Raw genomic sequence first — 13444 nt, 5'->3', positions numbered from 1 at the left:
CCTTGTTCTGAAAGAACAATCAGGCGTTCATCGAATCGAAGAACTCGGAATTGGTCTTGGTCTGCTTCAGCTTCGAGATCAGGAATTCGATCGCATCGGTCGTGCCCATCGGGTTCAGGATGCGGCGCAGTACATAGGTCTTCTGCAGATCCTTCTGATCGACCAGCAGGTCTTCCTTCCGCGTTCCGGACTTCAGGATATCCATCGCCGGGAAGACGCGCTTGTCGGCAACTTTGCGGTCGAGCACGATCTCCGAGTTCCCCGTGCCCTTGAATTCTTCGAAGATCACCTCGTCCATCCGGCTGCCGGTATCGATCAGCGCCGTCGCGATGATGGTCAGTGACCCGCCCTCCTCGATATTCCGCGCCGCACCGAAGAACCGCTTCGGGCGCTGCAGCGCGTTCGCATCCACACCGCCGGTCAGAACCTTGCCCGACGACGGCACGACTGTGTTGAAGGCCCTACCAAGTCTGGTGATCGAATCGAGCAAGATCACAACATCTCGCTTATGCTCGACCAGGCGCTTGGCCTTCTCGATCACCATCTCGCTAACCGCCACATGTCGCGTCGCCGGTTCGTCGAAGGTCGAGGACACGACCTCCCCTTTCACCGACCGCTGCATGTCGGTCACTTCCTCGGGCCGCTCGTCGATCAGGAGAACAATCAGATAGCACTCCGGATGGTTCTTCTCGATCGAATGGGCGATGTTTTGCAGAAGCACCGTCTTGCCGGTCCTGGGCGGCGCCACGATCAGCGCGCGCTGGCCCTTGCCGATCGGGCTGACGAGGTCGATGATCCGCGCCGAGCGATCCTTTATCGTCGGATCCTCGATCTCCATCTTCAGCCGTTCGTCGGGGTAAAGCGGCGTCAGGTTGTCAAACGCAACCTTGTGGCGCGCCTTTTCCGGATCCTCGAAATTGATCTTGGTGACCTTGGTCAGGGCGAAATACCGCTCATTCTCGCCTGGCGCCCGGATCACGCCTTCGATCGTATCGCCCGTCCTCAGCGAATATTGCCTGAGCATCTCGGGGCTCACATAAATATCATCCGGCCCCGGCAAGTAGTTCGCAGCGGCCGACCGCAGGAAACCGAACCCGTCCTGCAGCACCTCAACCACACCGTCGCCGCCGATCTCGTAACCTTCCTCGGCATATTCGCGCAGGATCGAGAACATCATCTCGCCCTTGCGCATGGTCGAGGCATTCTCGATCTCCAACTCCTCGGCCATTGCCAGAAGGTCGGCGGGGCTCTTGAGTTTCAGATCGGCAAGGTTCAGACGCTCATTGGTCATGCGGAAATATCCTGCGGTCGGTAAGATCGCGATGTAAGACGGGAAAAGTCCTTCCGGACGGAAGGCTTGCGCGCATTATCAGCGCGAACCGCCCGGAGTCAATCGCCACCGGGTCAGAACTTCACGATCACCGAGATTACGATCAGCACCAGAAAGACCGTCGGCACCTCGTTCATCACCCGGTAGGTCCGGCCCGACCTGCGGTTGGCGCCCGCCAGGAAGTCCTTCCGCCGGTAGCCCAGCCAATGGTGAAACCAGGTCATGCCGAGGATACCGGCCGCCTTGGTCCAGGGCCAGACCTCAGACCAGCTGACGATCCCCGGCGTGAAGACCAGCGCGAGACCGAAGGTCCAGGTCGCGATCATCGCCGGGTTCATGATCAACCGCAGAAGCTTCCTTTCCATCGTCTGGAACAGAAGATCGGTCTCTGACCCCTGTTCCACGCTTTCGGCGTGATAGACGAACAGCCGCGGCAAGTAGAAGATCCCTGCCATCCAGGCGATGACCGAGATCACGTGAAAGGCTTTGGTCCAGAGATAGACCGAGGCCAGAAAATCGCCCATCGCATATGCTCCTCGTCTCAGCCTCTTCCCTAAACAAGATAAAGAGAAAGAAAAAGATGATGATGATCTTGGTCCTGTGGAGATCGGGATACCGGATCTTTTCCAAGCGGATTCCCCCAGATGGACAAGTCTGGGGACAAGGCTGTAAGTTTTGAATGAGATAAAATATATATTTTATATTCAATTAGTTAAACAAAACCTGATGACGGAAAACCGGGAGAGATACCCACAGCCGCGCCGGATCGCCGCACCATTCACAGCCACCTACTCGAACCATGCACATCGGGAAGAACCGCCCCCTCCGTCTTGACAAACGGGCCCTTTCCCACACTCCTCGGCTCAACGCCAATCGGCCCCCGGATCATCCGTCCCTTTCGGCCCCGTTTTTCCACAGACCCATCCCCATGACTCGCTCCCTCATCCTGGCCTCCGCCTCCGAAATCCGCGCCCGGCTGCTTCACAATGCCGGTCTTGCGTTCGAAATCCTGCCCGGCCGGATTGATGAAGAGGCGGTGCGGCACAGCCTGATCGCCGAAGGCGGCAGGCCCCGCGATCTCGCCGATCTGCTGGCAGAGCTGAAGGCCACGAAAATCTCCGACCGGAGGCCCGAAGCACGGGTCATCGGTGCCGATCAGGTGCTGGAATGCGAGGGCCGCATCTTCGCCAAGGCCGAAAACATCGACGAGGCGCGCGCACAGCTCTCTTTCCTTTCCGGCAAGGACCACCGCCTGTTTTCAGCCGCGGTAGTTGTCGATCAAGGCAAGCCGATCTGGCGCCATACGGGTCAGGTGCGGCTGACCATGCATGCACTCAGCCCCGGCGAAATCGACGCCTACCTCACCCGGGCGTGGGAATCTGTCCGCCATTCCGTTGGCTGCTACAAGATCGAGGAAGAAGGCGTGCGGCTTTTCAGCCGGATCGATGGCGATTTCTTTCACATCCTTGGCCTGCCGCTGATCGAGCTCTTGACCTGGCTCCGGATTCGCGGAGACATCGCCCTATGACGGACCATCCCCGCATTCCGCTCGCCGGTGTGATCGGCTCTCCCGTGGCGCATTCGAAATCGCCGCGGCTGCATGGCTACTGGCTGAAGAAATACGGGATCGCCGGGCATTACATTCCGCTCGACGTCGCGCAGAAGGACCTGCCCGAGGTGATCCGCGCCCTGCCGAAGGCGGGTTTCGTCGGCGCCAATGTGACGATCCCGCACAAGGAAAGCGTGCTGGCGCTGGCTGACGTCGTGACCGACCGGGCCGCGCTGATCGGGGCAGCCAATACGTTGATCTTCCGTCCGGACGGCCGGATTCATGCCGACAATACCGACGGTTACGGCTTTACTGCGAACCTCACCCTGAATGCCCCTTCCTGGCAACCGCAAACAGGTCCGGCGGCTGTCATCGGCGCAGGTGGCGCGGCGCGGGCTGTCATCGCCTCGCTCTTGGAGGTCGGCGTGCCGGAAATCCGTCTCACCAACCGCACCAAGGCGCGGGCCGAGGCGCTCAGGACCGAGTTCGGCGCACGCGTCGTGGTCTATGACTGGGTGCAGGCCGCGAACATGCTGGAGGATGCGGCAACCGTGGTGAACACCACTGCGCTCGGCATGGTCGGCAAGCCCGAGTTCCGCATCCCGCTTGATGCCCTGTCCCCAAGGGCCGTGGTAACCGACCTCGTTTATGCGCCGCTCCGCACCCAACTTCTGGACACTGCCGAGGCAATGGGCTGCACCGTCGTTGACGGCCTCGGAATGCTCCTGCATCAGGCGGTTCCCGGTTTCGAGCGTTGGTTCGGCGTGCGGCCGGAGGTCGATCAGGCGCTGCGCGACGCGGTCCTCGGCGCATGACGCGCCCGTTCGTTCTCGGTCTCACCGGCTCCATCGGCATGGGCAAATCGACAACGGCCGCGATGTTTGCGGCCGAAGACGTGCCGGTCTGGGATGCGGATGCAGTGGTTCACCGGCTCTATTCCGCGGGCCAGCCCGCCGCGCAGGCCATAGCAGAGCGCTTTCCCCAAGTGATGGCGCCGGATGGCAGCGTCGATCGATCCCTGCTCCGGACGCTGGTTGCCGCCGACCCGGCGGTTCTCGACCGGCTGAACGCGATCGTCCATCCGCTGACCGCTGCCGACCGCGCGGCGTTCATCGCGGCGAACCGGGCTGCCCCGGTCCTGCTCCTTGATATCCCGTTGCTGTATGAAACCGGGGCGGACGCGATTTGTGATGCGACTGTCGTTGTCTCGGTGCCGATGGAAATACAGCGCGAAAGGGTGTTGGCACGCGGGATGAGTGCGGCGGATTTCGAAATGATCCTCGCCCGGCAGATGCCGGACGCCGAAAAGCGCCGCCGGGCGACCTACGTGATCGAAGCCCTGACTGAGGATGGCGCCCGAGCCGCCGTCAGGGGGTTGCTGCAGGAACTGAGGTCAGAACATGCGTGAGATCGTACTCGACACCGAAACCACCGGCTTTGAGCCCGCCGAAGGCCACCGGATCGTCGAGATCGGCGCGGTCGAGCTTTACAATCACGTTGCCACCGGGCGCACCTATCACCAATATATCAACCCCGACCGCGCCATGCCGCCCGAGGCGTTCGAGGTTCACGGCCTTGGCGACGACTTCTTGCGCGACAAGCCGCGGTTCGCGGAGATCGGCGCGGCTTTCCTCGATTTCATCGGCATGGATTCGCAGCTGGTGATCCACAATGCCGCCTTCGACATGAAGTTCCTGAATGCCGAACTGAACTGGGCCAAGCTCCCCACGCTCGGACCGGAACGGGCGCTGGATACGGTCGCGCTCGCCCGGCGCAAGTTTCCGGGCTCCCCCGCCTCGCTCGACGCGCTTTGCCGCCGTTTCGGCATCGACAATTCCGCCCGCGAAAAGCACGGCGCGCTTCTCGACAGCGAGCTTCTGGCCGAGGTCTATCTGGAACTGATCGGCGGCAGGCAACCCGATTTCGGCCTGTCGACGATGGATCAGAAAGCAGGCGATGGCGCTGGGGCGGAAAGTGCCACCTGGACGGCGCCGCGCCGATCTGCACCCCTGCCGCCGCGCATCACCGAGGAAGAGGCTGCGGCGCACCGCGCCTTCGTCGAGGGGCTTGGCGACAGATCCCTGTGGAAGCGGTTCGGCTGAGCCGCCGGGCGGCGGTCACAGACCGGTTGCCCGCATCATCACCGAGAACGTCCGCCAGATGATCTTGAGGTCTAACATCAGGCTGACGCGCAGTCCGTAATCTTCGTCATAGTGGACACGCTCCACAAACGAGCCGGCGTTGCGGCGGCTGATCTGCCACAGGCCAGACAGGCCGGGCCGCAGCCGATAGTAGGCGGATGCGCTGTCCGCCGGATAGAGCGTCCGCTGATCCGGCGTGAAGGGCCGCGGACCCACAAGCGACATGGTGCCGTTGAGCACGTTCCAGATCTGCGGCAGTTCATCAAGGCTCGTCTGCCGCAGGAAGCGGCCAAGCCGGGTGATCCGTGGGTCGCGGGCGAGCTTCTGGTTTGCTGTCCATTCCGCCGCCGCTGCCGGGTCGGTCGCAATCAGCCGGGCAAGCGCCGCATCGGCATCAGGCACCATCGTGCGGATCTTCCAGAAACGGAAAGTACGGCCGCCATGGCCGATACGCTCCTGCACATAAAAGGGCCGCCCGCCCTCGATCCAGGTCAGCGCCGCGATCAGAAGAAGCGGCGGCAGAACGACCGGAAGCGACAGGATGACAAAGGCGATATCAAAAAAGCGTTTGCCTGCGGTCTCGTAAAAGGTCCGCTCGGCGCGCACCTGAACCGGGGCTGAGAAATCGGCATAGGGAATAGTCACAATGCGGAACTCCGGTCTAACACAATCGCCGGACCCCGCCCCCAGGCCGACACAGGCAAGCTACGGGCGCTTGGTAAACTGTTCGTAAACAAACGCCCATAGCCGTATGTTGCAAAACGCCTTGTTCAAACCACGACGGCTGTTTGGCCCAATCGTGATGATCGTTTCCAGATTTTGCCAGATTCGCACGCTTTCGCGCCAATTTCGCCGCAGGCCTTGTCAGACGAACCGGTTCCAGAGGTTCTCCAGCCGCTCCTGTCGCCCCGATTTCGGCTGCGGGTTGAGGCTCTCATCCAGCACCCGTTTTGCGACAGTTTCCAGTGGGCCCGACAGCATCCGCCGATTCGCGGGCTTGTCCCAGTCGGCATAGCGTTCCGCCCGGGCCCGTTCGAGCGATCCGTCCTCCAGAAGCGCCGCCGCCGCCTTCAGCGCGCGGGCGCAAATATCCATGCCGCCGACATGCGACAGGATCAGGTCGGCCGGGTCGAGCGATTGGCGGCGGATCTTGGCGTCAAAGTTCGTGCCGCCGGTGGTGAAACCGCCCGCTTTCAGCACTTCGTAATAGGCCCGCGCCATTTCCGGCACATTGTCGGGGAACTGGTCAGTATCCCAGCCAGACTGATAGTCATTGCGGTTCATGTCGATCGACCCGAAAAGGCCAAGCGAAGCGGCAAGTGCCAGCTCATGTTCAAACGAGTGGCCCGCCAGGATCGCATGACCCTGCTCGATATTGACCTTCACTTCGTCCTCAAGACCAAAGCGTTTGAGGAAGCCGTAAACGGTCGCCACGTCATAGTCGTACTGGTGCTTCGACGGTTCCTGCGGTTTCGGCTCGATTAGGATCGCGCCCTTGAAGCCGATCTTGTGCTTGTAATCGACGACCATGCGCAGGAAGGCGCCGGCCTGTTCGGCTTCGCGCGAAAGGTCGGTATTCAGCAGCGTCTCATAGCCTTCCCGCCCGCCCCAAAGGACGTAGTTCTGCCCGCCGAGCCGGTGCGTCGCGTCCATGCAGCTTTTCACCGTGGCGGCGGCGTAGGCGAATACCTCCGGGTCGGGGTTGGTTGCCGCGCCCGACATGAAGCGGCGGTGCGAGAAAAGGTTGGCCGTACCCCACAAAAGCCGGGTGCGATGGCTTTCCATCTTCAGCGCGAAATAGTCGGTGATCTCTTCCAGATTGCGCATGCTTTCGGCGAAGGTCGCCCCTTCGGGGCGGGCATCGGCATCGTGGAAGCAAAAGAAGGGCGCGCCGAGGATGTCGAACATCTCGAAGGCCACATCGGCTTTCAGTTTCGCGTCTGCCATCGCCGGCCCGAACCAGGGCCGGTCGAAGGTCTGGCCGCCGAATGGGTCGCCGCCCGGCCAGGCGAAGGAATGCCAGTAGGCAACGGCAAACCGCAGATGGTCTTCCATCCGCTTACCCATCACCATCTCGTCGGGATTGTAGTGACGGAAGGCAAATTCGTTGGTGCTGTCCGGTCCCTCGTAGCGGACCTGCGGAATGTCTTTGAAGAAGTCGGTCATGTCAGTCCTCTGATTGCGTCGCGTGCGGCGCGGTAGCAGGCGTGGCCCGCGTCGAAGGCCGCGGAAAGCTGGCTGTCGGGGTCGATGGTCCGATCAATAGCCGGAAGCGTGGCGATCTCGGCGCCCGCGCCGGTCGCGGCCATGATCGCAAGGCGTGCGGCACCGAAGGCGCCACCGAAATCCCCCGCGACCGGAACCTGAACTGGCGTGCCAAGTGCGGTTGCGATCGCCTTTAGCCAATAATCCGAACGCGACCCGCCGCCGACGGCAAGCAGCCGCGAGATCCGGGTTCCGGTCGCCGCGAGCGCGTCGCGGCAATCGCGGATGGCGAAGGTCACGCCCTCCAATACCGCGCGCACCGCCGCATCGCGGTCTGTGGCATGTTCCAGCCCGATGAAGGCGCCGCGAATGGCCGCATCGTTCAGGGGCGTCCGCTCGCCACCGAGATAGGGCAGGAATCGTGTCTTGCCGGGCGCCTGAAGTGCGCCGAGCGACTGGGTAAGTTCGGCCGCAGATGCACCCGTGAGCCGGGCGAACCAGTTCAGCGCGTCGGTTGCCGCGAGGATAACCCCCATCTGGTGCCAGGCACCGGGAAGGGCATGGCAGAAGGTGTGAACGGCGGTGGCCGCATCCGGGCGGTAGCCGTCGTTCGCCGCAAACAGAACACCCGACGTTCCAAGCGAAACGAAGGCCTGTCCCGCCTTGACCACACCGACACCGATCCCGGCCGCGGCATTGTCGCCCGCCCCTCCCGCGACCACGACCCCGGGGGCGAAGCCGAACCGCCCCGCAACCTCGGGCCGGAGCCGTCCAGAGACCTCGGACCCTTCAACCAATCTGGGCATGTGATCGCGGCCAAGACCTGTCGCGGCCAGCAAATCCTCCGACCAGTCGCGTGCGCCGGTGTCGAGCCAGCTCGTGCCCGCCGCATCGGACATTTCGGCCACATGTTCGCCCGTCAGCCACAGGCGCAGATAGTCTTTCGGCAACAGTACCTTGGCGACACGGCCATAGAGGTCGGGCTCATGCGCCCTGACCCACAGAAGCTTCGGTGCGGTGAAGCCTGGAAAGACGATATTGCCGGTCAGCGCCCGAAAGCGCGGATCGGCGTCGAGCTTGGCGGCTTCCGCATGCGCCCGCGTGTCGTTCCACAGGATCGAAGGGCGCAGGACATTGTCTGCCGCATCCAGAAGCGTCGCGCCATGCATCTGACCCGACAGTCCGATAGCCCTCACCCCGGCGCGAACCTGCGTCGGCAGCGCAGCAAACACCGCCTCCGCCGCCGCGACCCAGTCGGCCGGCGACTGTTCCGACCAGCCGTCGTGCGGGCGCGAAACGGTCAGCGGCGCGGTGGTCTCGGCGACGATCTTTTGCGCCGCGTCCACCACCACGCCTTTCAGGCCCGATGTTCCAAGATCGAGCCCCAGATACATCAGGCGGCCTTCCCGGGCTGTTTGCCAAGGATGATCATCCCGAGGATATCTTCGTCCGTCACCTCGTTCACATTGACCGTCCCGACCAGCTGGCCGTTCTTCATCACGCTCGCCCGGTCGCACAAGTCCATCACCGCATGGATGTCATGCTCGATCAGGAAGATGCCGATTCCCTGCGCCTTCAACTCCTGGATCAGTTCGGCCACCATCTGCGTCTCGTGCGGGCCAAGGGCGGCGGTCGGTTCGTCCATGATCAGGATCTTGGCGTTGAAATAGACCGCCCGCGCGATGGCGACAGACTGGCGCTGCCCGCCCGAAAGGGCCGAGACCGGAACGTTGAACTTGCGGAAGTTCGGATTGAGCCGCGCCATGATCTTGCGCGTCTCCGCCTCCATCGCCGCATCGTCGACGAACCCGGCCGATGTCACCAACTCCCGCCCGAGGAACAGGTTCGAGGCGGCATTGAGGTTATCGGCCAGCGCGAGCGTCTGGTAGATCGTCTCGATATTGTAGCTGCGCGCGTCGCGCGGGTTGGTGATTGTGGCCTTCTCGCCGTTGATGAAGATATCGCCGCTGTCGGCTTGATAGGCGCCCGACAGGCATTTGATCAGCGTCGACTTGCCCGCGCCATTGTGGCCAAGAAGCCCGACTACCTCGCCCGGGAACAGGTCGACCGTCACATGATCGACCGCCTTGATCCCGCCGAAAGCGATGGAAATGTCGCGCAGCTCGACAAGCGGAGTGCCTTTTTGTGCGTTGCTCATGACAATCCCCCTTACTTCGCGCGGCGGCGGTAGATGATGTCGAGAAAGACGGCGAGCACGAGAACCGAGCCGACGACGATCTGCTGGATGGCGGCGTCGAACCCGATTAGCACCATGCCCGACTGCAGCGACTGCATGACAAGCGCACCAAGGATTGCGCCGTAGATCGTGCCGACGCCACCGGCGAGCGAGGTGCCGCCGATGACCGCGGCCGCGATGACGTAAAGCTCGTCCAAAGTGCCCAGCGCGTTGGTGGCCGAGTTCAGGCGGGCCGAGGCGACGACCGCGGACAGGCCCGCCAGGAAGCCCATCAGCGCGTAGATCTTCACCAGCATCCAGCGGGTGTTGATGCCTGACAATTCCGCCGCATCCGGGTTGCCGCCGATCGCGTAGACATAGCGGCCAAAGCGGGTGCGGGTGGACAGGATCGTCATCAGGATGCCGACGCCAATCAGGATCAGGACCGGAATGGCGAAGCCATGGCTGATGAAGAGGCCACCTTCGGGCACTTCGATCCCGCTCGCTTCGGCATAGGTCTTCACGATACCGACCGGCCAGGGATAGGCGTTGACCAGAAGAACCGCACCGATCACCACGCCGCATCCAAGCGCTGCCAGGAAATATTCCGCCCACATCGGTCTTTGCGGAAAGTCGTGCTTGGTGCGCTGGATGCGGCCATTCCAGATCATCCACAGGATCGCGGCGCACGCCAGAAGCCCGACGATCCAGCTGCCCATGGCACCGACGGCCCCGTAAGGCCCGCCGCCCAGAAGCGCGAAGGTCGCGTCGACCGGCGAAATCGTCTCACCGCGCGCCACCAGGAACGCCGCACCGCGCCAGACAAGAAGGCCGCCGAGCGTGACGATGAACGACGGGATCTTGCCGTAGGCGATGAGAAAGCCGTGGAAAGCCCCGATCGCGGCGCCAATCGTGACACCGCAAAGCGCCGCCAAGACCCACAGCATCGGGTGACCAAGGCCGAGGTACTTCGGCAGGACATAGACCTGCATCACCCCCATGACGATGGCACAGAACCCAAGGATCGAGCCAACCGACAGGTCGATGTTGCGCGTCACGATCACCAGAACCATGCCGGTCGCCATGATGCCGATGGATGCGGTCTGCACCGACAGGTTCCACAGGTTCCGCGGTGTCAGAAAAGCGCCACGCCCGTTGACCAGCTCTCCATAAAGATGAAAGCCGATCCAGATCAGGAGAAGCGCGGCGACCATGCCCAAAAGGCGCGTGTCAATCTCGGTCGCGCGGAAAAACCGGGCGATTGCGCCCTCTTCCGCGTGTGATGTCTGAGTGTTTGTCTGGGTCATTTCCTCTTCCTGCGATCTGCATGGGTGACGAGGTATGGCAGAGAAATCAGCCCGGCCCGGGTCTGATGTCTGCGGCTGCAATCTGTCAGGGAGCGCGAGGTTCCGCGCGGAATGGCTGGCCGTGGCCAGAGGCAGGCGCCGGGTCGAAGCCCGGCGCCGGGTCTTGTCTTACTGGCAGGCGGCCACGTCGGCCATCGCGCCTTCGCAGGCCTGTTCCTTGCTGATCCAGCCCGCGTCGATCACCAGGTTCAGGTTGTCCTTGGTGATCGGGGTCGGTGCCAGAAGGATGGCGTTCATTTCAACGCCTTTCGCGCCGTCCGAGAACTTGGTCGCGCCTTCGACAGCGTCCATCGCCGTGCCGCCCGCGAGCGCCGAGGCGATCTTGCCGGCCGCGTCGCCAAGCTGGCGGGAGTCTTTCCAGACCGACACGGTCTGGGTGCCGCGCGCCACGCGGTTCAGCGCGGCAAGGTCGCCGTCCTGGCCTCCGATTGGAACATTGAGGCCTTGGGCGGACAGGGCCGCGATGGCACCGCCGGCCATGCCGTCATTTTCGGCCAGAACCGCATCGACCGCATTGTTGTTGGCGGTCAGGATCTGTTCCATGTTCTTCTGGGCACCATCGGGCTTCCAGCCGTCGGTGAAGGCTTCGCCGACGATCTTGATCGTGCCGGCATCGACGTCGGGGCCGATCACTTCCATCATGCCTTCCAGAAGGAAGGTCGCGTTCGGGTCGCCCTTGTCGCCCTTGATGATCGCATAGTTGCCGTCGGGCTTCGCTGCCTTGACGGTTTCGGCGATGATGCGGCCGACGCCCTTGTTGTCGAAGGTCAGGTAGAAGGCCCGCTCGTCTTCGATCAGCCGGTCGTAGCCGACTACCGGAATGCCCTCGGCGGCGGCCTTGTCGACGGCCGGACCGATCGCGTCTTTGTCCATCGCCAGAATGATGAGCGCGTTGGCACCCTGAGCGATGAGCGATTCGACGTCGGTCAGCTGCTTGGCGGCCGAAGCCTGTGCGTCAGACGAGATATAAGTGTCGCCGTTGGCTTCGATCGCCGCCTTCATCGCCGCTTCGTCGGTCTTCCAGCGCTCTTCCTGGAAATTCGACCAACTCACGCCGATGATCTTGCCCTCGGCGAGCGCTGCGGACGAAAACCCGACGACCGCCATCACGGCGGCCAGAACAGTCTTGTGCATATGATCCTCCCGTTTTCGGGCAAGTGCCCGTTCGGCGACTGGCCGAATGCAGCAAAATTGGCGCCAATAAATTCAGTTGTCAAATTAAAAAACATCACTCAATGTCTGTTCGAGGGCCTGAAGGGCAAGAAACAGTGCGGAGAGGCCCGTAAAATCGGTTGAACGGGCGCAAATCAGCAGAAATTTTCTTCGGGAGAAGAACAAATGACGGCGCAGCGAGTCGGCCGCAAGCGGATGGGGACGGAAAAGGCGGGCTGCGGCCCGCTGATTCCACCCCTGTCCGAATCCGGCCGCCCGCTGCGCCAGCAGATATTCGAGCGGGTGCGTGCGGCGGGGTCGATACCGCGTGTGCAGGTGGCGCGCGAACTGGCGATCAGCCCGGCGAGCGTCACCACGCTTACCTCGGAACTCATTGAGCTTGGCCTTCTGGAAGAGACGACTGCAGGCGGCGGCGATGGTGGGCGGGGCCGCCCGGCAGTGGCGCTGGGCGTCCGAGCGGATGCTCATTACGTCGCGGGTATCAAGCTGTCGGACCGCGAACATACCGCTGTGATCGTCGATTTCGCCGGAAACCTGCTGGCCGATGTTGCCGTACCGCGCCGACCCGGCCCGCTGGAGCTGGCGGCGATCGTGGAGTCTACCGAAACGCTGCTGATCGAGGTCTGCGGCAAGGCGAGCATCGACCGCGCCGCCCTCTCTGCCGTCGGCCTCGGCGTGCCGGGTTTTGTCGACAGCCAGAGCGGCGTCGTCCACTGGTCGCCGATCCTGTCCGCGCGCGAAGTGCCGCTTGGTCAGGCGGTCGCCTCGCGCATTGGACTGAATGTCCATGTCGACAATGACGCGAACCTCGTGACGCTGGCCGAACTGTGGTTCGGCGCCGGGCGCAGACTGTCGGATTTCGCTGTCGTCACCATCGAGCATGGCGTGGGCATGGGCCTTGTTCTGAACCACCGCATCTATCGCGGCGCGCAGGGCCTCGGGATGGAGCTTGGCCATACCAAGGTGCAACTCGACGGCGCGCTCTGCCGCTGCGGCCAGCGCGGTTGCCTGGAGGCCTATGTCGCCGACTATGCGTTGGCGCGAGAGGCGACGACCGCGCTGAACTGGGGCGGGCGTGAGGCGCAGCCGGTGAACCAGCTTCTGGAGAGCCTGTATGACCACGCCAAGGCCGGCAATGGCGCGGCGCGGTCGATCTTTCACCGGGCCGGCCGCTATCTGGCGCTGGGCCTCGCCAATGTCATCAACCTTTTCGACCCCGAGCTGATCATCCTGTCGGGCGAGCGGATGCGCTATGACTACCTGTATGCCAACGAAACGCTGGCCGAGATGCGGGCGATGGCGCTGAACACCGGCCAGCCGCTGCCGAAGATCGAGATCCACGCCTGGGGCGATCTCCTCTGGGCGCATGGCGCGGCGGCGCTGGCACTGGCGCAGGTGACAGAGAACATTCTCGGCGCGACCCGCGATCTGGCCGCCTGACCTCACCGACCGCCGCCGGATTTCGGCACGAAATCCGGACGGACCCTTCGAAGGGTCCGGTCC

13 protein-coding genes are annotated in these 13444 nt (G+C 63.0%); 5 read left to right on the top strand and 8 right to left on the bottom strand.

What is annotated here, in order from left to right; translation table 11 throughout:
- Positions 1 to 19: 19 nt before the first annotated feature.
- Both rho and hemJ read right to left on the bottom strand, forming a co-directional pair.
- On the bottom strand, positions 20 to 1291 hold the full coding sequence (gene rho / locus OU426_RS06140; RefSeq protein WP_267633032.1) for a transcription termination factor Rho: 1272 nt from the start codon (positions 1289 to 1291) through the stop codon (positions 20 to 22).
- Positions 1292 to 1404: 113 nt separating this feature from the next.
- Positions 1405 to 1854, bottom strand: coding sequence for a protoporphyrinogen oxidase HemJ (gene hemJ, locus OU426_RS06135; protein ID WP_267633031.1), 450 nt, complete (start codon positions 1852 to 1854; stop codon positions 1405 to 1407).
- A 404-nt stretch (positions 1855 to 2258) separates the two neighbouring features.
- Here hemJ and OU426_RS06130 point away from each other — a divergent pair, with 404 nt between their 5' ends.
- Genes OU426_RS06130 through dnaQ form a run of 4 tightly spaced genes read left to right on the top strand, consistent with a single transcriptional unit; the run spans position 2259 to position 4981 of the window.
- The gene (locus OU426_RS06130) at positions 2259 to 2858 is read left to right on the top strand and encodes a Maf family protein (protein WP_267633030.1); all 600 of its coding nucleotides are present in this window, start codon (positions 2259 to 2261) and stop codon (positions 2856 to 2858) included.
- Positions 2855 to 3694, top strand: coding sequence for a shikimate dehydrogenase (locus OU426_RS06125; RefSeq protein ID WP_267633028.1), 840 nt, complete (start codon positions 2855 to 2857; stop codon positions 3692 to 3694). Before OU426_RS06130 ends, OU426_RS06125 begins: the two co-directional genes overlap by 4 nt.
- Positions 3691 to 4287: a dephospho-CoA kinase gene (coaE, locus tag OU426_RS06120; protein WP_267633027.1), complete on the top strand. Its 597-nt coding sequence runs from the start codon at positions 3691 to 3693 to the stop codon at positions 4285 to 4287. Before OU426_RS06125 ends, coaE begins: the two co-directional genes overlap by 4 nt.
- Positions 4280 to 4981, top strand: coding sequence for a DNA polymerase III subunit epsilon (gene dnaQ, locus OU426_RS06115; RefSeq protein WP_267633026.1), 702 nt, complete (start codon positions 4280 to 4282; stop codon positions 4979 to 4981). Before coaE ends, dnaQ begins: the two co-directional genes overlap by 8 nt.
- A gap of 15 nt (positions 4982 to 4996) precedes the next feature.
- On the opposite strand, the gene OU426_RS06110 is transcribed toward dnaQ, so the two are convergent.
- The 6 genes from OU426_RS06110 to OU426_RS06085 all read right to left on the bottom strand — a co-directional run bounded on the left by OU426_RS06110 (position 4997) and on the right by OU426_RS06085 (position 11902).
- A complete protein-coding gene (locus OU426_RS06110; protein ID WP_267633024.1) occupies positions 4997 to 5665 on the bottom strand; it encodes a sugar transferase in 669 nt (222 codons plus the stop codon).
- A 219-nt stretch (positions 5666 to 5884) separates the two neighbouring features.
- Positions 5885 to 7186: a xylose isomerase gene (gene xylA, locus OU426_RS06105; protein WP_267633023.1), complete on the bottom strand. Its 1302-nt coding sequence runs from the start codon at positions 7184 to 7186 to the stop codon at positions 5885 to 5887.
- Entirely contained in the window at positions 7183 to 8619 is a 1437-nt protein-coding gene (gene xylB / locus OU426_RS06100; protein WP_267633022.1) for a xylulokinase, read from the bottom strand. The genes xylA and xylB overlap by 4 nt, the downstream gene beginning before the upstream one ends.
- Positions 8619 to 9383, bottom strand: coding sequence for an ATP-binding cassette domain-containing protein (locus OU426_RS06095; RefSeq protein WP_267633021.1), 765 nt, complete (start codon positions 9381 to 9383; stop codon positions 8619 to 8621). The genes xylB and OU426_RS06095 overlap by 1 nt, the downstream gene beginning before the upstream one ends.
- A gap of 11 nt (positions 9384 to 9394) precedes the next feature.
- Positions 9395 to 10708, bottom strand: coding sequence for a sugar ABC transporter permease (locus OU426_RS06090; RefSeq protein WP_267633020.1), 1314 nt, complete (start codon positions 10706 to 10708; stop codon positions 9395 to 9397).
- Between the two features lie 168 nt (positions 10709 to 10876).
- Positions 10877 to 11902 carry a substrate-binding domain-containing protein gene (locus OU426_RS06085; RefSeq protein WP_267633019.1) on the bottom strand — a complete coding sequence of 342 codons (1026 nt, stop codon included), beginning with the start codon at positions 11900 to 11902 and terminating at the stop codon, positions 10877 to 10879.
- A 204-nt stretch (positions 11903 to 12106) separates the two neighbouring features.
- On the opposite strand from OU426_RS06085, the gene OU426_RS06080 reads away from it, so the two are divergent.
- Positions 12107 to 13381, top strand: coding sequence for an ROK family protein (locus OU426_RS06080; protein WP_267633018.1), 1275 nt, complete (start codon positions 12107 to 12109; stop codon positions 13379 to 13381).
- Positions 13382 to 13444: the final 63 nt, after the last annotated feature.

Origin of the sequence: Frigidibacter sp. RF13, from assembly GCF_026626305.1 — a bacterium.
Taxonomy (GTDB): domain Bacteria; phylum Pseudomonadota; class Alphaproteobacteria; order Rhodobacterales; family Rhodobacteraceae; genus TMP-24.
The sequence above is the reverse complement of the archived record's forward strand: the minus strand, read 5'-3'. Positions and strand labels throughout refer to the sequence as shown.